The organism is Cellulomonas sp. NEAU-ZC6 (assembly GCF_056844425.1).
Map to the genome: position 1 here is coordinate 1 of NZ_JBXFYH010000001.1, position 24,177 is coordinate 24,177.

21 protein-coding genes and 1 rRNA gene are annotated in these 24,177 nt (G+C 76.5%); 15 read left to right on the forward strand and 7 right to left on the reverse strand.

What is annotated here, in order from left to right; genetic code table 11:
- The 15 genes from rrf to AC1050_RS00075 all read left to right on the forward strand — a co-directional run.
- Positions 1-76: ribosomal RNA gene (gene rrf / locus AC1050_RS00005) — 5S ribosomal RNA — on the forward strand; the annotation flags it as partial.
- Between the two features lie 2,101 nt (positions 77-2,177).
- Positions 2,178-3,089, forward strand: a complete 912-nt coding sequence (locus AC1050_RS00010; protein ID WP_482385333.1) for a hypothetical protein — start codon at positions 2,178-2,180, stop codon at positions 3,087-3,089.
- Complete coding sequence (locus AC1050_RS00015; RefSeq protein WP_482385334.1) at positions 3,086-4,159, forward strand: HAD-IIA family hydrolase; 1,074 nt, start codon at positions 3,086-3,088, stop codon at positions 4,157-4,159. Before AC1050_RS00010 ends, AC1050_RS00015 begins: the two co-directional genes overlap by 4 nt.
- A gap of 97 nt (positions 4,160-4,256) precedes the next feature.
- Positions 4,257-4,400 carry a hypothetical protein gene (locus AC1050_RS00020; protein WP_482385335.1) on the forward strand — a complete coding sequence of 48 codons (144 nt, stop codon included), beginning with the start codon at positions 4,257-4,259 and terminating at the stop codon, positions 4,398-4,400.
- A 5-nt stretch (positions 4,401-4,405) separates the two neighbouring features.
- Positions 4,406-5,221, forward strand: coding sequence for a TlyA family RNA methyltransferase (locus AC1050_RS00025; RefSeq protein WP_482385336.1), 816 nt, complete (start codon positions 4,406-4,408; stop codon positions 5,219-5,221).
- Positions 5,218-6,129, forward strand: a complete 912-nt coding sequence (locus tag AC1050_RS00030; RefSeq protein WP_482385337.1) for an NAD kinase — start codon at positions 5,218-5,220, stop codon at positions 6,127-6,129. Before AC1050_RS00025 ends, AC1050_RS00030 begins: the two co-directional genes overlap by 4 nt.
- Positions 6,130-6,133: 4 nt before the next feature.
- Complete coding sequence (gene recN / locus AC1050_RS00035) at positions 6,134-7,864, forward strand: DNA repair protein RecN (protein WP_482385338.1); 1,731 nt, start codon at positions 6,134-6,136, stop codon at positions 7,862-7,864.
- Between the two features lie 6 nt (positions 7,865-7,870).
- Positions 7,871-9,061 (forward strand): putative cytokinetic ring protein SteA, encoded by a 1,191-nt coding sequence (steA, locus tag AC1050_RS00040; RefSeq protein ID WP_482385339.1) that lies wholly within the window; start codon positions 7,871-7,873, stop codon positions 9,059-9,061.
- 70 nt (positions 9,062-9,131) lie between these two features.
- The gene (locus tag AC1050_RS00045) at positions 9,132-10,181 is read left to right on the forward strand and encodes a copper transporter (RefSeq protein WP_482385340.1); all 1,050 of its coding nucleotides are present in this window, start codon (positions 9,132-9,134) and stop codon (positions 10,179-10,181) included.
- A complete protein-coding gene (locus tag AC1050_RS00050) occupies positions 10,178-11,095 on the forward strand; it encodes a hypothetical protein (protein ID WP_482385341.1) in 918 nt (305 codons plus the stop codon). The genes AC1050_RS00045 and AC1050_RS00050 overlap by 4 nt, the downstream gene beginning before the upstream one ends.
- Positions 11,092-12,759 (forward strand): murein biosynthesis integral membrane protein MurJ, encoded by a 1,668-nt coding sequence (gene murJ / locus AC1050_RS00055; protein ID WP_482385342.1) that lies wholly within the window; start codon positions 11,092-11,094, stop codon positions 12,757-12,759. The genes AC1050_RS00050 and murJ overlap by 4 nt, the downstream gene beginning before the upstream one ends.
- On the forward strand, positions 12,756-13,844 hold the full coding sequence (locus AC1050_RS00060) for a glycosyltransferase family 4 protein (RefSeq protein ID WP_482385343.1): 1,089 nt from the start codon (positions 12,756-12,758) through the stop codon (positions 13,842-13,844). Before murJ ends, AC1050_RS00060 begins: the two co-directional genes overlap by 4 nt.
- 64 nt (positions 13,845-13,908) lie before the next feature.
- Positions 13,909-15,600 carry a CTP synthase gene (locus AC1050_RS00065; protein ID WP_482385344.1) on the forward strand — a complete coding sequence of 564 codons (1,692 nt, stop codon included), beginning with the start codon at positions 13,909-13,911 and terminating at the stop codon, positions 15,598-15,600.
- A complete protein-coding gene (locus tag AC1050_RS00070; RefSeq protein ID WP_482385345.1) occupies positions 15,597-16,208 on the forward strand; it encodes an NUDIX domain-containing protein in 612 nt (203 codons plus the stop codon). Before AC1050_RS00065 ends, AC1050_RS00070 begins: the two co-directional genes overlap by 4 nt.
- A gap of 91 nt (positions 16,209-16,299) precedes the next feature.
- Positions 16,300-17,265 carry a GGDEF domain-containing protein gene (locus tag AC1050_RS00075; protein WP_482385346.1) on the forward strand — a complete coding sequence of 322 codons (966 nt, stop codon included), beginning with the start codon at positions 16,300-16,302 and terminating at the stop codon, positions 17,263-17,265.
- 13 nt (positions 17,266-17,278) lie between these two features.
- On the opposite strand, the gene AC1050_RS00080 is transcribed toward AC1050_RS00075, so the two are convergent.
- The 7 genes from AC1050_RS00080 to AC1050_RS00110 form a co-directional block, all read right to left on the reverse strand.
- Positions 17,279-18,085 (reverse strand): ABC transporter permease, encoded by an 807-nt coding sequence (locus AC1050_RS00080; protein ID WP_482385347.1) that lies wholly within the window; start codon positions 18,083-18,085, stop codon positions 17,279-17,281.
- Positions 18,085-19,059, reverse strand: coding sequence for an ATP-binding cassette domain-containing protein (locus AC1050_RS00085; RefSeq protein ID WP_482385348.1), 975 nt, complete (start codon positions 19,057-19,059; stop codon positions 18,085-18,087). The genes AC1050_RS00080 and AC1050_RS00085 overlap by 1 nt, the downstream gene beginning before the upstream one ends.
- 85 nt (positions 19,060-19,144) lie before the next feature.
- Positions 19,145-19,987, reverse strand: a complete 843-nt coding sequence (locus AC1050_RS00090; protein WP_482385349.1) for an alpha/beta fold hydrolase — start codon at positions 19,985-19,987, stop codon at positions 19,145-19,147.
- A 42-nt stretch (positions 19,988-20,029) separates the two neighbouring features.
- Positions 20,030-20,908, reverse strand: a complete 879-nt coding sequence (locus AC1050_RS00095; RefSeq protein WP_482385350.1) for an EamA family transporter — start codon at positions 20,906-20,908, stop codon at positions 20,030-20,032.
- 214 nt (positions 20,909-21,122) lie between these two features.
- Positions 21,123-22,049: a COX15/CtaA family protein gene (locus tag AC1050_RS00100; protein ID WP_482385351.1), complete on the reverse strand. Its 927-nt coding sequence runs from the start codon at positions 22,047-22,049 to the stop codon at positions 21,123-21,125.
- A gap of 215 nt (positions 22,050-22,264) precedes the next feature.
- On the reverse strand, positions 22,265-23,071 hold the full coding sequence (locus tag AC1050_RS00105) for an ABC transporter permease (RefSeq protein ID WP_482385352.1): 807 nt from the start codon (positions 23,069-23,071) through the stop codon (positions 22,265-22,267).
- Entirely contained in the window at positions 23,068-24,018 is a 951-nt protein-coding gene (locus tag AC1050_RS00110; RefSeq protein WP_482385353.1) for an ABC transporter ATP-binding protein, read from the reverse strand. The genes AC1050_RS00105 and AC1050_RS00110 overlap by 4 nt, the downstream gene beginning before the upstream one ends.
- Positions 24,019-24,177: the final 159 nt, after the last annotated feature.

Here is a 24,177-nt window from a genome sequence, read left to right on the forward strand (position 1 = left end):
GAACCCGGAAGCTAAGCCCTTCAGCGCCGATGGTACTGCACTCGCCAGGGTGTGGGAGAGTAGGACGCCGCCGGACATCCATTCACGAAGAGCCACCCCGCAAGGGGTGGCTCTTCGTGTTTCCCGGGAACATTCCCCCAGGCGCGGGGAGCTCCGGGAGCGCCATCTTCGCGGGGCAAGCCGGGGGACCCCGGTGACCGGCGTAGCACCAGCCGGCGCGTGCACCCACGTGGCCGCGCGACCCGTGACAACCCGCGCACGGTGCGCCGAGATGACAGCGCGCGCCTGGCCATCGGCGCCGCCGTAAAGGCCCGGTCTGCCATCTCGGCGAGCGACAGGCCGGCGCAGGCGGAGCTGATCCGCGTGCGACGTCGCTGCGAGCGGCGCCTGGTGGTTCCGGCGCGGCGCTGAGGGATGTGGACGCGCCTCGGGGTACCCGGCGCGACACGGGCGCCACCGGCGTGGACCGTACGCCGCGGCCGGCGCGCGGTGAGCACCGTCACGCGGGTCCGGGGTGACCGTGTCGGTCGGCGCGGCCCTCCGATGCGAGGTCTGCACCGCCCGGATGAGACCATGGGCAGCGGACGAATGACGAGGAGACGCAGGACATGAGCAGCGACGAGCGCGGGACGCGTTCGGCGGACGAGGGCGACCGCCGTAGCAGCGGTGGCGTCGGACGCTACGGCAACAGGAACAGCGCATCGACCTCCGGTGACGCGCGGCCCGCACGAGCCCCCAGGGTCGCGGGTCAGCGTGGCCGGGCAGGCGCAGGCGACCGGGACACGCGCGGTGCGGGCGAGCGGAGCGGCTACGCCGGCTCCCGCCCCGACCGTGCCGGTCGGACCGACTCGCGGGACGAGCGTCGGAGCGGCGGGTACCAGGGCAGCCGGACTTCGGGTGAGCGAGGCGGTGACCAGGGTGACCGTCCCGCGCCGCGCGGTGAGCAGCGGTCGGGCTACCAGGGCGACCGTGGTTCGCGTCCGCAGGGCGACCGTGATCGCGGTCCGCGCACCGGCGGGTACCAGGGTGGCGAGCGGCGCTCCGGCTACCAGGGTGGCCGGGACGGTGCTCCGCGCACGGGTGGGTACCAGGGTGGCCGCGATGGTGGGCCGCGTTCGGGCGGTTACCAGGGTGACCGTGACCGTGGTCCGCGTACAGGCGGGTACTCGGGTGGCGAGCAGCGTTCGGGCTACCAGGGCGACCGTGAGCGCGGTCCGCGTTCGGGGTACCAGGGTGGCGAGCAGCGTTCGGGCTACCAGGGTGACCGGGCGCCTCGATCGGGCGGTTACCAGGGCGACCGTGACCGCGGTCCCCGTACGGGTGGCTACCAGGGCGACCGCGAGCGTGCTCCCCGTACGGGTGGCTACCAGGGTGGCGAGCAGCGTCAGGGCTACCAGGGCGGCCGTGACGGTCGTACCGGCGGCCCGCAGGGTGGCGAGCGGCGTCAGGGCTTCCAGGGCGATCGCGGCCCTCGGACCGGCGGCTATCAGGGGGACCGCGACCGTGGTCCGCGTACGGGTGGCCACGAGGGTGGCGAGCAGCGCTCGGGCTACCAGGGTGACCGTGGGCCTCGTACCGGTGGTTACCAGGGTGATCGTGACCGTGGGCCTCGTACGGGTGGTTACCAGGGTGATCGTGACCGTGGGCCTCGTACGGGTGGTTACCAGGGTGATCGTGACCGTGGGCCTCGTACGGGTGGTTACCAGGGTGATCGTGATCGTGCGCCTCGTACGGGTGGTTACCAGGGTGACCGTGACCGTGGTCCGCGTACGGGTGGCTACCAGGGTGGCGAGCAGCGTTCTGGCTACCAGGGCGACCGTCCTCGCACCGCCGGTGCCCGGGACGACCGGGGCGGCGACCGTGGCGGCCTCCGCCGGGCAGGCGACGACCGTCGGGCCGGCGCTCCGCGCGACGAGCGCGGCGGGTTCCGCGACGACCGGCGTACGGGTGGAGACTCCCGTGGCGAGCGTCCCGGCGGCTTCCGGCGGGACGAGGACTCGCGCGGTGCGCGTAGCGGCGGCCCCTGGGACGACCGGCGCCCGCAGAGCGACGACCGCGGCGGCTTCCGGCGCGACGAGGGCCGGGGCGCACGCAGCGGATCCGCGGACCGGGGCGCCGGGCCGCGGGGCCCGCGCCGCGACGACGACGAGCGCCGCCCGACCCGTCCGCCGCAGGCGGTGCGCGTCTACGGGCCGGAGATCCCGGAGGACGTCGAGTTCGGCATGCTGGACCGCGACGTGCGCGCCCGGCTGCGGACGCTGAGCAAGGACAACGCGGGCGTCGTCGGCCGGCACCTGGTGATGACCGGGCGCCTGCTGGACGAGGACCCCGAGCTCGCGTACGAGCACGCCCAGGCCGCGGTGCGGCACGGAGGCCGTGTCGACGTGGTCCGTGAGGCCGCCGGCCTCGCGGCGTACCGCACGGGCCGGTTCGCCGAGGCGCTGCGCGAGCTGCGCACGGTCCGTCGGCTGAACGGGTCCTCGGAGCACCTGGCCGTCATGGCGGACTGCGAGCGCGGGCTGGGGCGACCCGAGCGGGCGCTGACCCTGGCCGCGTCGCCGGAGGCCGAGCAGCTGGACACCGAGGCGCGTGTCGAGCTGGCGATGGTGGTCAGCGGGGCGCGCCTGGACATGGGTGACCCCGACGCGGCGATCGCGGCGCTGGCCGGCATCGCCCCGGGCCCGGTGCGCACGCTGCTGGCGGCCCGGGTCGCGCAGGCTCGTGCCGACGCGCTGCGTGCAGCGGGGCGCACGGACGAGGCCGACGCGACCGAGGCGGCGGTGCCCGCCGCGCTGCTCGCGCAGGTGGCGCACGGCGGCGAGGAGGAGGACGACGTCGTCGTCTTCGACCTCGGCGAGGACGAGGAGTCCGCGGACGAGGTCGGATCGGACGAGGTCGGATCGGACGAGGTCGGATCGGACGAGGCCGAGTCCGCCGAGGGAGACACCGCCGAGGCCACCGGACCCGAGGCCGGACCCGAGGACGACGCCGCGGCCGACGAGGGCGACGCGCCCGCGCAGCCCGACGCCGGCACCGCGCCCGACGACACCGAGAGCACCGGCAGCACCGAGAGCACGGAGGACGAGTGACCGACGCACGCCTGCTCGGCAGCGACATCCCGCTGGCGGAGCGCTACGACCTGGCCCTGGTGGACCTGGACGGTGTCGCGTACCGCGGGCACGAGCCGATCGACGGCGCGGCCGCCGGTCTGGCGGGTGCCCGCCGGGCGGGCATGCGCCTGGTGTTCGTGACGAACAACGCGTCGCGCGAGCCGGAGTCGGTGGCGGAGCAGCTGACGTCGCTCGACATCCCGACGGAGCCGGGTGACGTGCTGACGGCGGCGCAGGCCGCCGCGGCGCTGCTCGCGACCCGGCTCGAGCCGGGGGCGCGGGTGCTCGTCGTCGGCGGCGCCGGCCTGGTGACGGCGGTGCGGAACGCGGGCTTCACCGTGGTGACGTCGGCCGACGACCGGCCCGACGCGGTGGCGCAGGGGTTCTCCCCGGAGCTGGGTTGGGCGCAGCTGGCCGAGGCGGCGTACGCCGTGTCGGCCGGGGCGTGGTTCGTCGCGAGCAACCTCGACCTGAGCCTGCCGACGGCCCGGGGCTTCGCGCCGGGCAACGGCGCGCTGGTCGGGGCGGTGCAGGCGGCGACGGGCGTGGTCCCGGACAGCGCGGGCAAGCCCGCGTCGACGATGTACGAGATCGCGGTGGAGCAGCACGGCGCCCGCGAGGCGCTCGTGGTGGGGGACCGCCTCGACACGGACCTGGCGGGAGCCCGGACGGGTGGGTTCGCCGGGCTGCACGTGCTGACGGGCGTGAGCACGGCGCGGGACGACGTGCTGGCGCCCCCGATGCTGCGCCCGCACTACATCGCGGCGGACCTCGCCGGGCTGCTGGTGCCGCACCCGGTGCCGGCGCCCGTCGCCGAGGGCTGGTGGGCGTGCGGCGAGGCCGCGGCGCGCGTGGTCGACGGCCGGCTGGACCTGGCCCGGGCGGCGGGCGGCGCGGCGGATCCCGCGGACGCCTCGGTGGACCTGGTCCGCGCGGCGTGCGCCGCGGCGTGGGACGCGGTCGACGCGGGTGCCGAGCTCGACGCCGCCTCGGTCCCGGTCCTGCGTGTCACCCCGGCGGACGCCGCAGCGGCGGGGACCGGCCGGTAACCTGTCCGGCGAGCACGAGGGGGGCCGTGCGCGCGCAGGCACAGGCAGTCGTGAGCAGCAGCGGAGCCGCCCGGGTGGCGGAGTGGGGAGTGGTGCCGTGGAGCCGACGGGCGACCAGGCGGTGGACCAGACGCTCGTGCGTCTGACGGAGGTCTCCGAGCTGGGGCTGCGCGAGCAGCTGGCCGTGTTCGACGCCGTGCACGCGGCCCTGCTGGACCGGCTCGCCGACGCGGAGGGCTGAGGCGCGTGGCGACACGCGTCGACGCCGCCCTGGTGCGGGACGGCCTCGCGCGCTCCCGGCGGCACGCCGCGGAGCTGATCGCCGCCGGCCGGGTGTCGGTGGACGGTCGCCCGGTGCTGCGGCCCGCCACGCCTCTCGGCGCGGACCAGCGCGCGCAGGTCGCGCCCGCCGCGGACGGTCCCGAGGACGACTGGGCGTCGCGCGCCGCGTACAAGCTGCTCGGGGCGCTGGACGCGTTCGGTGACGTGGTCGTGGCGGGCCGCGACTGCCTGGACGCCGGGGCCAGCACGGGCGGGTTCACCGACGTGCTGCTGCGCCGCGGTGCGCGCCGGGTGGTCGCGGTGGACGTGGGCCACGACCAGCTGGTCGACCGGATCCGGGCGGACCCGCGCGTGGACGTGCGCGAGGGCGTCAACGTGCGGTACCTGGCGGCGGGCGACGTCGACCCGGCGCCCGGCCTGGTCGTCGCGGACCTGTCGTTCATCTCGCTGACGCTGGTGCTGCCGGCGCTGGCGGCCGTCGCGGCACCGGACGCGGAGCTCCTGCTGATGGTCAAGCCGCAGTTCGAGGTCGGCCGGGAGCGGCTGTCCTCGACGGGCGTGGTGCGCAGCACGCAGCAGCGCGCCGAGGCGGTGCTCGGGGTCGCGGCCGCGGCGGCGCAGCACGGTCTGGGGGTGGCGGGGGTGGCGCGCAGCCCGCTGCCCGGCCCGAACGGCAACGTGGAGTTCTTCCTGCTGCTGCGCCGCGGTCCGGGGACCACCGGGCCGGCGCTGGCGGAGCAGGTGCAGGCGGTCGTGGACGAGGGAGGTGCAGGGGCATGAGCAGCAGGCGGGTCCTGGTCGTCACGCACAGCGGGCGCGCGGAGGCGGTGACCGCGACCGAGGAGGCCGCGGCGGCGCTGACCGCGGCGGGGTTCACCCCGGTGCTCGCGGGCGAGGACGTCCCCGGCATGGCGTTCCACGACATCGAGCTGGCGATGATCCTCGGCGGGGACGGCACGATCCTGCGCGCGGCCGAGCTGGCCCGGGCGGCGGGGGTGCCGCTGCTGGGCATCAACCTCGGCCACGTGGGGTTCCTCGCGGAGAGCGAGCGGGACGACATCAAGGAGGCCGTCGCGCGCATCGCCGCGGGCGACTACACGGTCGAGGAGCGCACCACCCTGCAGGTGCAGGTGCAGATCCCGGGCCAGGCCGAGCCGGTGACGGGCTGGGCGCTGAACGAGGCGGCGCTGGAGAAGGCCGAGCCGGCCCGGATGGTCGAGGTGGTCCTGGAGGTCGACGACCGGCCGCTGTCGAGCTTCGGCTGCGACGGCGTGGTGCTGGCGACCTCGACGGGCTCCACCGCGCACGCGTTCTCGGCGGGCGGCCCGGTGGTCTGGCCCGAGGTCGACAGCCTGATCGTGGTGCCGCTGTCCGCGCACGCGCTGTTCGCCCGGCCGCTGGTGGTCGGGCCGCGCAGCGTGATCGCGGTCGAGGTGCTGACGCGGTCGCCGTCCGCGGCGATCCTGGTGTGCGACGGGCGGCGCCGGATCGAGGTGCCCGCCGGGTCGCGCGTCGAGGCGCGCCGCTCGCCGGTGCCGGTGCGGCTGGCGCGGCTCACGCCGGCCCCGTTCACCGACCGGCTGGTGAACAAGTTCGGGCTGCCCGTGGTGGGATGGCGCGGGCGCCCCAGCGAGGACGGGCGCCCGGAGCGCGCGCCGGACGGCGCGGCACGGATCGACGGGAGCTGAGCGCGTGTTCGAGGAGATCTCGATCAGCGACCTGGGCGTCATCACCGGCGCCCAGATCCGCCTGCACCCCGGCCTGACGGTGCTGACGGGCGAGACGGGCGCCGGCAAGACCATGGTGCTGACGGGCCTGAACCTGCTGCTCGGCGGCAAGGCGGACCCGGCGACGGTGCGCACGGGTGCGTCGACGGCGGTGGTCGAGGGGCGCGTGGTCGTCCCCGAGGGCTCGCCGGTGCTCGAGCGCGCCGAGGAGGCCGGTGCCGCGGTCGACGACGACGGCGGCCTGCTGCTGGTGCGCACGGTCGCGGCGGCGACGGACGGGGCGCCCGGCCGGTCCCGCGCGCACCTGGGCGGCCGCTCGGTGCCGCAGGCGGTGCTGGGGGAGCTGGCGGAGGCGCTGATCACCGTGCACGGCCAGCAGGACCAGGCGCGGCTGCGGTCGCCCGCGCACCAGCGCGAGGCGCTCGACGCGTTCGCGGGCACGGGGCACGCCGCGGTGCTCGCCGAGTACCGGCAGGCGTGGGCCGAGCGCGGTCGCCTGCAGGCGACGATCGACGACCTCGTCGCCCGGCGGCAGGACCTGGCGCGGGAGGCGGAGCTGCTGCGGCTCGGGCTGGCCGAGGTCGAGCGGGTCGACCCGCAGCCCGGCGAGGACGTCGCGCTGACCCAGGAGATCGAGCGGCTCGAGAACGCCGAGGACCTGCGGGCGGCCGCCTCCGGCGCGCACAGCGCGCTGGCGGGGGACGACGACGTCGCGGACGACACGGCGAGCGCGGCGGGCGCGGTCGAGCACGCGCGGCGGCTGCTCGACGCGGCGGGGGCGCACGACCCGCGGCTCGCGGAGCTGCGGGACCGGGTGGCCGAGGCCGGCTACCTGCTGGCGGACGCCGCGACCGAGCTGTCGTCGTACCTGCAGGACCTGCAGGCCGACCCGCTGCGGCTGGACGCGGCGCAGACCCGGCGCGCGGAGCTCGCGTCGCTGACCCGCTCCTACGGCGAGGACGTCGCCGCCGTGCTGCGCTGGGCGGACGCGAGCGGCCGCCGGCTGCTCGACATCGGCGACGGCGACGAGCGGGTCGCCGAGCTGACCGCCGAGCGCACGGCGCTGGACGCACGGCTGGCCGACCTGGCCGCGACCATCGGCGCGGCCCGGCGGGAGGCGGGGGAGCGGCTCGCCGCGGCCGTCTCCGCCGAGCTCGCCGGGCTCGCCATGGGCGGTGCCAGCCTGGTGGTCCGGGTGGAGCCCGCGCCGGAGCCGGGTCCGCACGGTGGAGATGTGGTGGAGATGCTCCTCGTCCCGCACGCGGGCGCACCGGCCCGTCCGCTGGGCAAGGGCGCCTCGGGCGGCGAGCTGTCCCGCGTGATGCTGGCGCTCGAGGTCGCGCTCGCGACGGCGCCGGACCAGGGCGACCACCGGCCCGGCACGTTCGTGTTCGACGAGGTGGACGCCGGCGTCGGCGGGCGGGCGGCGACCGAGGTCGGCCGTCGTCTGGCGGCGCTGGCTCGGGGTTCGCAGGTCCTGGTGGTCACGCACCTGGCCCAGGTGGCCGCGTTCGCCGACCGGCACCTGGTGGTGACCAAGTCCCGGGACGGGGCGATCACCGCCTCCGACGTGCAGGAGGTCGTCGGGGAGGACCGGGTGCGCGAGCTCGCGCGGATGCTGTCGGGCCAGGAGGAATCCGGTACGGCGCGTGCGCACGCAGCAGAGCTTCTGGAGCTGGCGGACGTGGCACCATGAACGGCGATGAAACTCCTGCCCTCGCGTAGACGCCCCGCCGCGCCCCCCGGGGGCGAGCTCGTCGGCCCGGCCCGGGTCGACCCCCGCACGAAGTCGCTGACCAAGCGGCTGCGTCCGGGCGAGATCGCCGTGATCGACCACAGCGACATCGACCGGGTCTCCGCCGAGGCGCTCGTCGCCTGCAAGCCCGCGGCGGTGCTCAACGCCGCCCGCTCGACGTCGGGCCGCTACCCGAACCTCGGCCCGGACATCCTGGTGTCGGCGGGCATCCCGCTGCTGGACGACCTCGGCCCGGACGTGATGACGATCCGCGAGGGCCGCACGCTGCGGCTCGTGGGCGGCGCGGTCTACGACGGCGACAAGCTCGTCGCCGAGGGCGTGGTGCAGACCGAGCAGACCGTGGCCACGGACCAGGCGGCCGCGCGCGAGGGCCTGTCGGTCCAGCTCGAGTCGTTCGCCGCGAACACGATGGACTACCTGCGCCGGGAGCGCGACCTGCTGCTCGACGGCGTGGGCGTCCCGGACATCACCACGCAGATCGACGGCCGCCAGGTGCTCATCGTGGTGCGCGGGTACCACTACAAGGAGGACCTGGTCACGCTGCGGCCGTACATCCGCGAGTACCGCCCGGTGCTCGTCGGCGTGGACGGCGGCGCGGACGCGATCCTCGAGGCCGGCTGGACCCCCGACATGATCGTCGGCGACATGGACTCCGTGTCCGACCGCGCCCTGCGCTGCGGCGCCGAGATCGTGGTGCACGCCTACCGCGACGGCCGCGCGCCCGGCCTCGCGCGCGTCGACCAGCTCGGCGTGCCGCACATCGTGTTCCCCGCGACCGGCACCAGCGAGGACGTCGCGATGCTGCTGGCCGACGACAAGGGCGCCGAGCTGATCGTCGCCGTCGGCACGCACGCCACCCTGGTCGAGTTCCTGGACAAGGGCCGCTCCGGCATGGCCAGCACGTTCCTGACCCGCCTGCGGGTCGGCAGCAAGCTGGTGGACGCCAAGGGCGTGTCGCGGCTGTACCGGAACCGGATCTCCAACCTGCAGCTGACCCTGCTGGTCCTGGCGGGTCTGCTCGCGCTGGGCGTCGCGCTCGCCTCGACGACCGCGGGCCAGACGCTGATCGGGCTGACCGGCGCGCGCTGGGACGACTTCACGTACTGGCTGGGCTCGTTGTTCGGCGGGACGCCATGACCCCCGCCGCCCGCCCCGCCCCTCTTCTCCCTGCCGCCCTCGCGTCGGCACCCGACCGAGAGCGACCGCTGTGATCGACTTCCGTTACCACCTCGTCTCGCTGATCTCGGTGTTCCTGGCGCTGGCCGTGGGCATCGCGCTGGGCGCCGGCCCGCTCAAGGAGACCATCGGCGACAGCCTGACCGGCCAGGTCGACCAGCTGCGCAGCGAGCGGGACGACCTGCGCGCCGAGCTGGACGCGGCGGGGTCCGACCTGGCCGCCAGCAACGCGTTCATCGAGGCCGCCGGCACGGAGCTGGTCGCCGGCACCCTGACCGACCGCCGCGTCGCCGTCGTCGCGCTGGGCACGGTGGACGGCGACGCGCTCACCGCCGTCGAGTCCCAGCTGACCGACGCCGGCGCGACCGTCAGCGCCCGGGCCACGCTCAACGAGGCGTGGTCGTCGACCGACCTGCGCTCGTTCCGCCAGGCCCTGGTCGGCAACATCCTCAGCTACCTGGACCCGCAGCCGGCGGACGACGCCTCCGCGGACACCTCGCTGGCCGAGGCCCTGGTGCAGGGCCTGACCGGCGCGGACGCGGCGGACCCGGACCGGCTGAGCAGCGCGGGCGCGACCCTGCTGGAGTTCATGGCGTCCGGCGACGACCCGCTGGTGACCTTCGACGAGGAGATCACCGCGCCCGCCGACGCGATCGTGCTGGTCGCTCCCGGCGTGGCGCCCGAAGCCGTCCCCGCCGACGCGGCGCCGGACGAGGACGAGGCGCAGGCCGTGCAGAGCTCGCAGATCGCCCTGGCGCGGGTCGCGCAGGACCGGACCGAGGGTGCCGTCGTGGTCGACGGCCCGGTGGTCGACGGCTCGCTGGTCGCCGCGATCCTGGGCGACGAGTCGGCTGCCGCCGACCTCACCACCGTGAGCGACGCGGACACCGTCTCCGGCCAGGTCTCGGTCCCGCTGGCGCTCAACGCGCGCATCGGCGGCACGAACGGCCACTACGGCACGGGCGACGACCTGACCACGCTGCCGACCGCGACGACCCTGCCGCCGGTCGACCGCACGCCGGTCGCCACCGGCGACCCGGGTGCCGGCGCCGCGGGCGGCGAGACCGGGGCCGAGGGGTGAGCGTCACCCGCCGCGTCGCCGCCGCGATCACCGCACGGCTGACGACCAGCGTCGTGCGCGGGTTGCTGGACGACGAGCCGCCCGGCGGTGCGCCGCTGTGGGAGCGCACCAACCACCGCGGCGAGGCGGTGAGCCTGCTCGGCGGGCCCGCGGTCGCCGCGGGCGTGCTGGCCGGCGCCCTGGTCGGCGCGCCCTCCGTGCGGGACGGGGCCGCGCTCGCCGTGGCCACGACGACGGCCACGGGTTTCGGCCTGGTGGACGACCTGACCGAGGACCGCGAGGGCGAGGTCCGCAAGGGTCTGCGCGGCCACCTCGGCGCGCTGGCCCGGGGCGAGGTCACGACCGGCGGGCTCAAGGTGCTGGGGATCGGTGCCGGCGCGCTCGTCGCCGCGGCGCTGAGCCGCCCGCACGACGCCCTGCCCGCCCGTCGCGGCGCGGCCGCGGCGACGCGGCTGGCCGACGTGGCGCTGGACGGCGCCCTGATCGCCGCCACCGCCAACCTGGTCAATCTGCTCGACCTGCGCCCCGGCCGGGCGCTCAAGGCCGCGGGCCTGGCCGCCGCGCCGGCGGCCGTTCTCGGCGGGCCCGGCGGGGGACCGGCCGCGGCCGTGGTCGGCGCCGTGCTCGCGGAGCTGCCCGACGACCTGGCCGAGCGCGACATGCTCGGCGACTCGGGCGCGAACGGGGTCGGCGCGGTGCTCGGCACGATCGCGGTGCAGGGGTGCCCCCGGCCGGTGCGGCTCGCGCTGCTGGCCGGCGTGGTCGGCCTGACGGTCGCCTCGGAGAAGGTCAGCTTCACCGCGGTCATCGCCCGGACGCCGGTGCTGCGGGAGCTGGACGCGTGGGGCCGCCGCCCGGCGCACGTGCCCCCGCCGCGCCCGCGCCCCGACGCCGACGAGGTGCCCGGGCGGTGAGCCGCCGGGGCGTCCTGTCCGGTCTGGCGGGCGCTGCGGCCCTGATCTCGGTCGTGACGGTCGTCAGCCGGCTGCTGGGCTTCACCCGGACGCTGGTGTTCACCGGCTCCGTCGGCCTGACGGGCGTCGGCGACGCGTACAACTGGGCCAACACGCTGCCGAACGTGCTGTTCGAGGTCGCCGCGGGCGGTGCGCTCGCCGGCGCGCTGATCCCGGTGATCGCGGGCCCGCTCGCCCGCGGCATGCGGGACGACGTCTCCCGGATCGCCTCGGCGATGCTCGGCTGGACGCTCGCCGGCCTCACCGTGCTCGCGGTGCTGCTGGCCGTCCTGGCCGGGCCCGTGTCCGCGCTCGCGCCCGTGCCCGACCCGGAGGTCCGCGAGCTGATCGCCTTCCTCATCCGGGTGTTCGCGGTGCAGCTGCCGTTCTACGGCCTGGCGGTCGTGCTCTCCGGGGTGCTGCAGGCGCAGCGCCGGTTCGTCTGGCCCGCGTTCGCCCCGGTGCTGTCCAGCCTCGTGGTCATCGGGACCTACCTCGCCTACGGGCGGCTGCTCGCGGGGGCCGACGTCGACGTGGCCACGTCCACCGCGGGCGGGCTGCCCGACGGTGCCGCCGCGCTGCTCGGGTGGGGGACCACCACGGGCGTGCTGGCGATGGGGCTGCCGCTGCTGATCCCGGTGGCGCGCTCCGGGGTGCGGCTGCGGCCGGCGCTGCGGTTCCCGCCCGGGGTGGCGGCCCGCGCGCGCGCGCTGGCGCTGGCCGGCATCGGCGGGCTCGTGGCGCAGCAGGTCGCCGTGCTCGCGACCATCCAGCTGTCGCTGCGCTACGGCGGCGAGGGGGCCCTGTCCGCGTGGCAGACGATGGTGCAGCCGGTGTACCTGCTGCCGTACGCCGTGCTGGCCGTGCCGCTGGCGACGAGCACGTTCCCGCGCCTGGCCGCCCGCGCGGCGGCGGGCGACCGCGCCGGCTACGCGCCGCTCGCGGCGGTGACGACGCGCGCGGTGCTGGTCGCCGGCGCCGTCGGTGCCGCCGTGCTGGCGGCCGTCGCCCCGGCCGTCGCCACGCTGTACGGGACGATCGGCTCGGGGGACCCGACGCTGATCGCGTCCGTGGACGTGCCGCTGACCCTGATCGCTCCGGGCCTGCTCGGCATGGGCCTGATCTTCCACGTGTCCCGGGCGCTGTACGCGCTGGAGCGCGGGCGGCTCGCGGTGCTCGCCGTCAGCAGCGGCTGGCTCACCGTCGTCGTCGCGTCCTGGGTGGCGTGCCTCGTGCTGGTGCCGGGCGCCGCCGACGGCCCCGCCACGCTGCGCGCCCTGGCCGTCGGCAGCTCCGTCGGCATGCTCGTCGCCGGGCTGGTGCTGCTGCTGGTGCTGCGGTCCGCAGCCGGGGCCGGGGCGGTCGCCGGGCTGCCGCGCACGCTCGCCGTGCTGGTGGTCGGCGGGACGCTCGGCGCGGTCGTCGGGCGCTGGACGGTCGACGCCGTCGAGGCGCTGACCGACGGCCTGGCGGGTGCGGTCGGCGCGGGTGCCGGGGGCGCCGCCCTCGCCGTGGCGGTCGTGGTCGGGCTCGTGGCCGCGCTGGACCGCTCGACGCTCACCGGGCTGCTGCGCCGCGGCGCCCCGGCCGCCCAGGACCCCCACGCGCAGGAGGCCGACCGATGACCGGACGACGGGTGCTGCAGGTGCTCGGCTCGAGCGCGGGCGGCGTCGCCCGGCACGTGGCGCAGGTGGCGACGGCCCTGGCCGCGGACGGCGGCCACGTGGTCGTCGCGGGGCCGTCCGCGCTGGAGCCGGTGGTCGCGGCCGGCGCCGGCGTGCGGTTCGCCGCCGTCGAGATCGCCGACCGCCCGGCGCCGTCGGACCTGCGGGCGGTCGCCCGGCTGGCGACGCTGGCGGGCCAGGCCGATGCCGTGCACGCCCACGGCCTGCGCGCCGGCGCCCTGGCCGTGCTGGCGGTGCGGGGACGCCCGCGCCGCCGGCGTCCGCGCGTCGTCGTCACGCTGCACAACCTGCCGGTCGGCGGGCGCGCGATCCGGACGGTGTCCGCGGCGCTGGGCGTGGTCGTGGCGCGCGGAGCCGACGTCGTGCTCGGGGTCTCCGGCGACCTGGTCGCGCTCGCGCGGTCCCAGGGCGCGCGGCACGCCGAGCGGGCGCTGGTCCCCGCTCCCGGCCGCCCCGCGCCCGCGGCGGACGCCGCCGCGACGCGCGCAGGGCTCGGGGTCGGGCCGGACGACGACCTGGTCGTGACCGTGGCGCGGCTCGCCCCGCAGAAGGGCCTGGACACCCTCGTGGACGCCGCAGCGGCCGCGTCCCGCACCCGGGCCGGGCTGGTCTGGGTCGTGGCGGGGGACGGCCCGCTGCACGACGACCTGGCGGCGCGGGCGGCGGCGACCGGTGCGCCGGTGCGGCTGCTCGGCCGCCGCGAGGACGTCGCCGACCTCATGGCCGCCGCGGACGTCGTGGCGTCCGCCGCGGTCTGGGAGGGGCAGCCGCTCGCGGTGCAGGAGGCGCTGGCCCTCGGCGCCGCGGTCGTGGCCACGGACGCCGGCGGCACCCGCGAGGTCACGGGTGACGCCGCGGTGCTGGTGCCCGTCGGGGACGCCGGGGCGCTCGGGGCGGCGGTGTCCGCCGTGCTGGCCGACGACCCGCGCCGTGCGGCGCTCCGCGCGGCGGCGACGGCGCGCGCGGCGACGCTGCCGACCCTCCGTGACGTGCTGGGTCAGCTGTCCGGGGCGTACGCGCGCTGAGGCCCGCCGCGTGTCGCGCGGGTCACGCCGCACGCGGGCCCCGCGTCCGGTAAGGTGGAAGCCCGTGGCAGAGCGCGCAAATCGACTCTCCGGGCGGTCGGACTCCACGACCCGGCACATCTTCGTCACGGGAGGCGTCGCCTCCTCACTGGGCAAGGGCCTGACGGCCTCGAGCCTCGGACGACTTCTCCGCTCCCGCGGCCTCCGGGTCACGATGCAGAAGCTCGACCCCTACCTCAACGTGGACCCCGGGACGATGAACCCGTTCCAGCACGGCGAGGTCTTCGTCACCGAGGACGGGGCCGAGACGGACCTCGACGTGGGTCACTACGAGCGGTTCCTCGACGTCGACCTGGTCGGCTCCGCGAACGTGACGACCGGGCAGGTCTACTCGCACGTGATCGCGAAGGAGCGGCGCGGCGAGTACCTCGGCGACACCGTCCAGGTCATTCCGCACATCACCGACGAGATCAAGACGCGCATGCGGTCCCAGGCGGCCGACGACGTCGACATCATCATCACCGAGATCGGCGGCACGGTCGGCGACATCGAGTCGCAGCCGTTCCTCGAGGCGGCCCGCCAGGTCCGGCACGAGCTCGGCCGCGACAACGTGTTCTTCCTGCACGTCTCGCTGGTGCCGTACATCGGGCCGTCGGGCGAGCTGAAGACCAAGCCGACCCAGCACTCGGTGGCGGCGCTGCGCAGCATCGGCATCCAGCCGGACGCGATCGTGCTGCGGTCCGACCGCGAGATCCCGCAGTCCATCAAGGCCAAGATCGGCCTGATGTGCGACGTCGACACCCAGGGCGTCATCTCCTGCGTGGACGCGCCGAGCATCTACGACATCCCGCGGGTCATCCACGCCGAGGGCCTGGACGCCTACGTCGTGCAGCGGCTCGGCCTGCAGTTCCGCGACGTCGACTGGAGCGGCTGGGACGAGCTCCTGCAGCGCGTGCACCAGCCCGCGCACCACCTCGAGATCGCGCTGGTCGGCAAGTACATCGACCTGCCCGACGCCTACCTGTCGGTGACCGAGGCGCTGCGCGCCGGCGGCTTCCACCACGACGCCAAGGTGAAGATCCGCTGGGTCCCCTCGGACGACTGCCAGACGCCGGACGGTGCGCAGCGCGCGCTCGGCGGGGTCGACGCGGTCCTGGTGCCCGGCGGCTTCGGCGTGCGCGGCATCGAGGGCAAGCTCGGCGCCCTGCGCTGGGCCCGCGAGAGCAAGGTGCCCACGCTGGGCATCTGCCTCGGCCTGCAGACGATGGTCATCGAGTACGCCCGCAACGTGCTCGGCCTGCCCGGGGCGTCGTCGTCCGAGTTCGACGCGGACCCGGCCGACCCGGTGGTCGCGACCATGGCGGAGCAGCTGGCGATCGTCGGCGGCGAGGGCGACCTCGGCGGCACGATGCGGCTCGGCTCGTACGAGGCGGTGCTGGCCGAGGGCTCGGTCGCCGCCGAGGCGTACGGCTCGACGCGGGTCACCGAGAGGCACCGGCACCGGTACGAGGTCAACAACACGTACCGCGACCGCCTGGAGGAGGCCGGCCTGGTCATCTCGGGCGTCTCCCCGGACTCGTCGCTGGTCGAGTTCGTCGAGCTGCCCCGCGAGGTGCACCCGTACTACGTGTCCACGCAGGCGCACCCGGAGTTCAAGTCGCGCCCGACGCGGTCGCACCCGCTGTTCGCGGGCCTGGTCGCGGCGGCGCTCGCCGCCAGGGGCGCCACCACGGCCCCGGCGAAGGCCCGCGCGTGACGACGGAGCAGCAGGGCGGGCCGGTGGACCGGCCCGCCCCCCGCCCGGTGCTCGAGCACACGGACCTGCACCACGGCAAGATCTGGGACCTGGTCTCGGAGACGGTCGACCTGGGCGAGTCCCAGGTGGTGCGGGAGTTCGTCGACCACCCCGGTGCCGTCGCGGTGATCGCGCTCGACGACGCCGGCCGGGTGCTGCTGATCCAGCAGTACCGGCACCCCGTCCGCATGGAGCTCTGGGAGCCGCCCGCCGGGCTGCGCGACGTCGACGGCGAGCCGCCGCACGTCACCGCGGCCCGCGAGCTGGAGGAGGAGGCCGACCTGCGGGCCGGCACCTGGCACCTGCTCGCGCAGTTCCGGAACTCGCCGGGCGGGTCCAACGAGGAGATCCTCGTGTACCTGGCCCGGGACGTGTCCGAGGTCCCCGACGCCGAGCGGTTCACCCGCGAGGACGAGGAGGCCGGGATCGTGCCGCGGTGGGTGCCGCTGGACGAGGCGGTCGACGCGGTGCTCGCCGGGCGGATCACGAGCCCGAGCGCGGCGGTCGGCGTGCTCGCCGCCGCGGCGTCCCGCGACCGCGGCTGGTCGACGCTGCGCCCGGTGGACTGACCGGCCGGGCGGGCGCCCGGCGCGTTCGCCCGTCCGGCTGATCCGCGCACGGACGCCTCACCCGGGCGGCGTCGCGGCCGATCGTGCGGGCGTGCGCGCGCCGACCGGGTCCGAGGTGCCTCGGTCGCGCCTGTTCCTCGCCGCGACCCACTCCGCCGGTGCGCTCGCGCTGTGCGCGGTGCTCTGCCTGGTCAGCGCGGTGTTCCCGCCGTCCCGGCTCGCGCTGGTCGAGGTCTGGTACGGCGGCGCGGCCGTGCTCGCGCTGCTCGCCGTGGCGGTGCTCGTGCTGCGGGACCGGCCGTGGGTGCCGCTGGCCGCGCTGGTCGCGGCGGTCGCCGTCGGCGGGGCGCTCGTGGCCAGCTGCCAGACCCTCGCCGGCGTGGTGACGACCGGCCTCGGCCTGGTGGTCGCGGGGCAGGCGGCGGCGCTGCTGGGCGCCCCGCGGACGGTGCGCCGCGTGCTCGCGCTCGTGGTCGGCACCCTGGCGCTGAGCATGCTCGCGTCGCCGGTGCCGTTCCGGCCGACCACGTGGCTGGTGCTGACCGCGACCACGGTGGCGATGAGCGCCCTGGTCACCTACCTGGTGGCCCGGCTCCGGCTGATCGCCACGACCGACGACCTGACCGGCGCGCTGACCCGGGCGGCGTTCGACGAGCGCGCCGCGCTGCTGCTGCACGACGCGGCACGCCGCGACCGGCCGGTGAGCGTCGTGTGCCTCGACGTCGACGACTTCAAGGCCGTGAACGACTCGCTCGGCCACGCCGCCGGCGACGCGGTCCTGGTGCGGATGGTCGCCGCCTGGCGCGAGGAGCTGGACCGCGACGACCTGATCGGCCGGATCGGCGGCGACGAGTTCGCCGTCGTCCTGCCGGGCCGGGACGCCGCGGCCGCCGAGGCCTGGGCCGGCGCCGCCGGGCGCGGCCGGGCGGGCGACGACCCGACGTGGAGCCACGGCGTCGCGCAGGCGCGCGCAGGCGAGCCCGTGGGCGCCGCCCTGGCCCGCGCGGACGACGCGATGTACGCGCACAAGGGCCGCCGCGCGGAGGGCGTCCGCTGACGCCGTGTGCGCGTCAGCGGCTGGTGGACACCCGGTACTGCGCGTTGGCCAGCGGCACGAACACCACGAGGAACAGCGCGGACCAGATCAGCGTGTAGACCTCCGGGTTCTGCAGCGGCCACGCGGTCGGCTCGGGCACCCCGGGCGGGATGTTGCCGAACAGCTCGCGCGCGGCCTGGGTCACCGCCGACACCGGGTTCCACTCCGCGAACGTCTGCAGCACCGGCGGCAGGGTCTCCAGCGGCACGAACGTGTTGGCCACGAACGTCAGCGGGAAGATCACGATGAACGAGGCGTTGTTGACCACCTCGGGACTGGGCACCAGCATCCCGATCCACGCCATGATCCAGCTGATCGCGTACGCGAACACCAGCAGCAGCGCGAACCCGGCCAGCGCGTCGAGGGCCGAGGACCGGATCCGCCAGCCGACGACGAGCCCGGTCAGGCCCATCACGATCAGCACGATGACGTTGTTGACCACGTCGGAGAACGTCCGCCCGGTCAGCACCGCGGACGGCGCCATCGGCAGCGACCGGAACCGGTCGAGGATGCCCTTCTTCAGGTCCTCCGCCAGCGCGGCGCCGGTGACCGTCGCCCCGAAGATCACGGTCTGCGCGAAGATCCCCGCGATGAGGAACTCCCGGTAGGCCTGCCCGCCGCCCTCCTGGTCGATCGCGCCCCCGAACACGTAGGAGAACAGCAGGACGAACATGATGGGGGAGAGCGTGGTGAAGACCAGCAGGTCGGGCACCCGCTTGATCTTGATGATGTTGCGCTTCGCGACCACGGCCGCGTCGGCGATCACCGGTGGGAACGCCATCACGCACCTGCCTTCGGGTCGGGGCTGCCGTCGGCCTCGGTGGCCTTGCCGGTCAGCGAGAGGAAGACGTCGTCGAGGGTCGGGCGCCGGAGGCCGACGTCCTCGAGCCGGACCTGGCGCGCGTCCAGCAGGCGGAGCGCCTCGCTGAGCACCTCGGGGCCGCCGGAGACCGGCATCACGAACGACCGCCGGCCGTCGTCGACCGAGGGCTGTCCGACGCCGAGCGGGGTGAGCACCTCCGTGACGTGCGCGAGGACCGCGACGTCGGCCACCGTCAGCTCGATGCGCTCGCCGCCGACCTGGCGCTTGAGCTCGTCCGCGGTGCCCTGCGCGATGATGCGGCCGTGGTCGATGACCACGATCTCGTCCGCGAGGACGTCGGCCTCCTCCAGGTACTGCGTGGTCAGCAGCACGGTCGTGCCGCCGGCGACCAGCGTCTGGATCACGTCCCACATCTCCGTGCGGCCGCGGGGGTCGAGCCCGGTGGTGGGCTCGTCCAGGAAGATCACCGGGGGGTCGGCGACCAGCGCGCCGGCCAGGTCCAGCCGGCGCCGCATGCCGCCCGAGTAGGTGCGGGTCGGCCGGTCGGCCGCGTCCTCGAGCCGGAACGAGGCCAGCAGCTCGCGGGCCCGCGACCGGGACCGCGCAGCGCCGAGGTGGTAGAGGCGCCCGATCATGTCGAGGTTCTCGAACCCGGTCAGGTACTCGTCGACGGCGGCGTACTGCCCGGACAGGCCGATCCGCCGCCGGACCTCCGCGGGCTTGTCGAGCACGTCCACGCCCATGACGGTCGCGCGGCCCTCGTCCGGGCGCAGCAGCGTGGACAGGACGCGCACGATGGTGGTCTTGCCGGCCCCGTTGGGGCCGAGCAGACCGAGCACGGTGCCGGTCGGCACCATGAGGTCCACGCCGTCGAGGGCGGTGACGCCCTTGTAGCGCTTGACGAGCCCGCGGGCTTCGATGGCCAGTTCCATGCCGACGAGCCTAGATGTGACGTACGACACACCAGAAGGGGGTGGGGCGGTCGGGCACGTGCGGTCGTCGTCCGGCGGTGCGGCGTCAGCGGAGCCGCGCCAGCACCGCGGCCGCGACCTCCGCGGGCCGGTGCTCCGGCAGCCAGTGGTCGGCGTCGAGGTCCACCTGCGTGAACGGGCCGGTCACGTGCGCGGCGGTCCCGGCCACCGACGCGGCGGCGAAGAACGGGTCGCGGCGGGCGGTGACGTACGTCGTGGGCACCGCGACCGGACCGGTGCCGCCGCGGTCGGGGACGCGCAGGGCGCGGTACCACGCCAGCGCGGCGGCGAGGGCCCCGGGCTGCCGCATCCGGGCCACGTACCGGTCGGCGGCCGCGCCGGCGAGCCCGGTGCGGACCAGGGACCGCCGCAGGACGGCGCCGCCGCGCGCGAGCAGCACCCGCTCGGGCAGCCACGGCAGCTGGAAGGCGAGCACGTAGGCCGAGCGCAGCGCCTGCGTGCCGCGCCGGGTGCCCGTGCGGACCGCCGCGGGGTGCGGCGTCGACAGGGCCGTCAGCGACGCGGTCCGGTCCGGGTGCCGGTGCGCGAACGCCCAGGCGACCACGCCGCCCCAGTCGTGCCCGACCACGTGCGCACGCCCGGCCCCGGCGGCGTCCAGCACGGCCGCCAGGTCCGCGACCAGCTCGGGCAGGGCGTACGCCCGCACCCCGCGCGGCCGCGCGCCGGGGGAGTAGCCCCGCTGGTCCGGCACCAGCACGCGTGCGCCCGCGGCGGTGAGCAGCGGGACCACCGCGTCGTACGCCGAGGAGTCCTGCGGGAACCCGTGCAGCAGCACCACGACCGGTGCCGGCTCGCCGTCCGGCGCCGCGGTGCCCGGCGGGTGGTCGTGCACGTCCAGCCGCAAGCCGGCGCGGGTGACGGAGTCCATCCGCCGAGCACAGCACGGCGGACGGACTCCGGCGACCCGGGGTCACTCGGGCGGCAGCACGGGCGCCGGGCGCCGGCCGGAGGACCAGACGGCGCCCGCGCCGGCGAGCACGACGACGGAGATCCCCGCCAGGCCCGACGGCGGCAACCGGTCGCCCAGCAGCACGGCGCCCACCACCGCGCCCATCGCCGGGTCCACCGCGAACAGCGTGCCGACCACCCGGGTGCCGGCCAGCCGCACCGCCTGGAAGTCGAGCGAGAACGCCAGCGCCACGCCGAGCACCCCGGACAGTGCCAGCACCGGCAGCTGCGCGGCGGTCACCGCCGACGCCTGCACGACCTGCCACGGGGCGAGCAGCAGCGCACCGACGGCCACGGACAGCGCCAGGTCGCCGAGACCGGAGGACGCCGAGCCGACCCGGCCGGCCAGCGCCGTGTACCCGCCGAACGCGGCGGCGGCACCGAGGCCGAGCAGGACGCCGAGCAGGTCCAGGCCGCCGACGGGCCGGCCGACGACCAGCAGCACGCCGACCAGGGCGAGCGCGGGCAGCAGGCGGGAGCGTCCGGCGGACGCGACGGCCGCCACGGCGAGCGGCCCGCAGAACTCGAGCGTCACGGCGACGCCGAGCGGCAGCCGGTCGAGCGCCGCGTAGAACAGCACGTTCATCGCGGCCATCGCCGCGCCGTACAGCACGAGGCCCAGCCAGGCGGAGCGCGTGCGGCCGCGCAGCCGCGGCCGGGTGAGCACGAGCAGGACGAGCGCCGCGGCGGTCATGCGGTACCCGGAGACGGCGAGCGTGCCGAGCGGGGCGAACACGCCGGACGCGAGGGCGGCGGACAGCTGCACGGCGGTCGAGCCGACCAGGACCAGGGCAGCGGCAAGCAGGGCGCGTCGGCGCGCGCCGAGGGGGAACGAGAGCACGGGGGTCCTCAGGGGACGACCCGCCGACGTCGCGGCGGGTGGAGCGGTCGGGGTGCCTGCGCGGCACGCCAGCCCGTGTCAGAGAGGGGTGGCGGCCGGTGTCAGGCCCCGGGCCCCCGGCGCGGGGCGCAGCCCCGGTTGCTCATCGGATCCATGCCTCGGAGCGTACGTGCTGGTGGGAGGTGGTCCGGGGCGGCGTCCGGATGCCGGGCGCTCAGGCCCGGGTGCGGAACGTCAGCAGGTACCGCGTGGTCCCGGCGGCCAGCAGCGCCGCGCCCAGCATGTGCAGCAGCACCAGCAGGACCGGCAGGTCCGTGGCCACCTGCACGTAGCCGATGGCCCCCTGCAGCGCGACCAGCGCGACCATGACCCAGCCGCGCCGGCGCAGCAGGTACGGCCCGCGGCGGGTCAGCCAGAGCAGGACCACCAGCACCCCGATGAACAGCCACACCGAGGCGGCGTGCACGCGGGCCATCAGGTACGGGTCGAGGGCGAACCGGTAGCCGACCTCGGCGTCGCCCGAGTGCGGGCCGGCGCCGGTGGTGATCGCGCCCAGCGCGAGCACGACGGCGAGCAGGACGGCGAGCACCGGCGCCAGGCGGCGCGCGAGCGGGCCGACCACGGGGATGCGCGGCCCGTCGCCCTCGCGGCTGCGGTGCACCAGCAGCGTCGAGGTGACCACCAGCAGCATCGAGACCAGGAAGTGCAGGCTCACCCAGGCCGGGTGCAGGTGCAGCAGCACGATCACGCCGCCGATCACCGCCTGCGCGGCGACGCCCACCAGCGGCGCGAGCCCGAGCCAGCGGTAGGACGCGATCCGGTCGCGGTTGGACCACACGAGGACCGCCACGGCCAGCGCGATGACGCCGAGCACGCCGGTCAGGGTGCGGTTCCCGAACTCGACGAACCGGTGGTACGTCGCGGCCTCGTGGAAGACGGGGGCGAACTGCCCGGGCTCGCACTGCGGCCACGTCGAGCAGCCGAGGCCGGAGCCGGTGAGCCGCACGGCGCCGCCGGTGACGACGATCCCGATCTGCGCGACCAGGTTGGCCACCAGCACGGGGTACGTGAGCCGCTCGCGCCACGCCGCGAACGAGGACCGTGCGGGGGAGGCGGGGGCGGCGGCGACGTCGGAGCTCACGACCTCCAGCCTACGGTCCGCCCGCGACCCCCCGTGCCTGCGCGCACGAGGCCTTGGTCACGCGCCCGCGCCGCCGCCGCCCTGCCGCAGCCGCGCCAGGATGGCGGTCGCGAGGTCGTCACACGTGACCGAGGTCGTCAGGTGCAGATGACGACCTCGCGCGGTCGTGACGACCTCGGCGGCAGGGGCCGGGCCGGGCTGCGCGGCCGGGCGGGTCAGGACCAGCGGAACCAGCGGCGGACGCAGGCGCCGAGCACGAGCGTCCACGCGGCGAGCGCGGCCAGGTGCGCGGCGGGGAACGCGCCGTCGACCAGCGCGCCGCGCAGCGCCTCGCCGAGCGCGCCCGGAGGCAGCCACTCGGCGACCGCGGCCCACCCGGCCGGGAGGTCGGCCACGGGCAGCACCACGCCGCCGACGACCGCGAGCACCACCAGCAGCAGGTTCGCCACGGCCAGGACGGCCTCGGCGCGCAGGGTGCCGGCGAGCAGCAGCGCGAGCGCGGTGAAGGCGGCCACCCCGAGCAGCAGGGCCAGGACCGCGGCCGGGATGCCGGCCGGGTCGGGCTGCCAGCCCAGCGCCAGCCCGACGGCCCCGACGACGACCACCTGCAGCGCGGCGACCGCGAGCACCGCGATCGCCTTGCCGGCGAGCAGCCCGCCCCGGCCCAGCGGCGTGGTGGCGAGCAGCCGGAGCACGCCGTTGCGCCGGTCGAACGCGGTGGCGATCGCCTGCGAGGCCATCGACCCGGCCATCACGGCCAGCCCGAGGACGCCCGGCGTCACCACGTCGACCCGGGCGACGTCGCCCGTGCCGATGTCCAGGAACGACCCGCGCGCCAGCGCGACCAGGGCCACGACCGGGATGATCAGCGTCACCAGCAGCTGCTCGCCGTTGCGGAGCACCGCGAGCGTCTCGAACCGGGCCTGGGCGAGCACCCGGCGGGCAGGCGGCGCGGCCCGGTCGTCGGCGGCGGTGCGCGGGGCGGACGAGGTGGTCGAGGCGCCCGGGGCGGCGGCGGTCATCGCAGGTTCCGTCCGGTGAGGTCGAGGAACACGTCCTCGAGGGTGCGGCGGCCGACGTCGACGCCGGCCAGCAGCACGTCGCGGTCGGCGCACCAGGTCGCCAGCGCCGCCACCAGGGCCGGCGTGGCGGGGGAGTCGACGGCGTACGAGCCCGGGCCGGGCTCCCGCACGGTGGTGGGGTCGGGTGCGCCGGCCGGGGTGAGCGCGCGGCCGAGGTCGGCCAGGGGCAGCCCGGGCGGCGCGCGGAAGGTCAGGGTGGAGCCGTCGGCGTGCGCGAGCAGCTCCGGGACGGTGCCGCGGGCGATGACCCGGCCGTGGTCGACGACGGCGACCTCGTCGGCCAGCGCCTCGGCCTCGTCCATCAGGTGCGTGGTGAGCAGCACCGCCACGCCGTCGGCGCGCAGCTCCTGGACCAGCGACCAGACGGCCCGGCGCGCCTGCGGGTCCATGCCCGCGGACGGCTCGTCCAGGAACACCACGTCGGGCCTGCCGACGACCGCCGTGGCCAGCGCCAGCCGCTGCCGCTGGCCGCCGGACAGCCGCCGCACGGTGGTGCGGGCGAACGGCACCAGGCCGAGCCGCTCCGCCAGCGCGTCGACGTCGAGCGGTCGGGCGTACATCGCGGCGACGTGCCGGAGCACGCCGAGCGCGGGCACGCCCGTGGGCAGCCCGGCGTCCTGCAGCATGACGCCCACGCGGGGGCGCAGCGCGCGGGCGTCGGCGACCGGGTCCAGCCCGAGGACGCGGACCGTGCCGCCGTCCGGCGTGCGCAGGCCCTCGCAGCACTCCACGGTGGTGGTCTTGCCGGCGCCGTTCGGGCCGAGCACCGCGGTCACCCGTCCGGGCGACGCGTGCAGGTCGAGCCCGTCGACGACGGCGCGGCCGTCGTACCGCTTGACGAGCCCGCGGACCTCGACGGCCGGCGGGGAGGAGGTCTGGCCGAGCACCCCGTGAGTGTAGGGGGCGCGCGATCGGGTGAGGCGAACCTTGCTTGCCAGGACTTATTTCGGCAACAAGGATGTTGCCGATATCGGGACCCTGCTCAGCGGGGCCCCAGGGGCACGCGCGCCGGCCGGCGCGACGAGGCCCACGACAGCCGCGCAGCA

Excerpts from the sequence above, each read along its gene's own strand:
- AC1050_RS00030 (WP_482385337.1), top strand. The coding sequence starts at position 5,218 with ATGAGCAGCAGGCGGGTCCTGGTCGTCACGCACAGCGGGCGCGCGGAG.
- steA (WP_482385339.1), top strand. The coding sequence starts at position 7,871 with ATGAAACTCCTGCCCTCGCGTAGACGCCCCGCCGCGCCCCCCGGGGGC.
- AC1050_RS00060 (WP_482385343.1), top strand. The coding sequence starts at position 12,756 with ATGACCGGACGACGGGTGCTGCAGGTGCTCGGCTCGAGCGCGGGCGGC.
- AC1050_RS00080 (WP_482385347.1), bottom strand. The coding sequence starts at position 18,085 with ATGGCGTTCCCACCGGTGATCGCCGACGCGGCCGTGGTCGCGAAGCGC.
- AC1050_RS00085 (WP_482385348.1), bottom strand. The coding sequence starts at position 19,059 with ATGGAACTGGCCATCGAAGCCCGCGGGCTCGTCAAGCGCTACAAGGGC.
- AC1050_RS00090 (WP_482385349.1), bottom strand. The coding sequence starts at position 19,987 with ATGGACTCCGTCACCCGCGCCGGCTTGCGGCTGGACGTGCACGACCAC.
- AC1050_RS00105 (WP_482385352.1), bottom strand. The coding sequence starts at position 23,071 with ATGACCGCCGCCGCCCCGGGCGCCTCGACCACCTCGTCCGCCCCGCGC.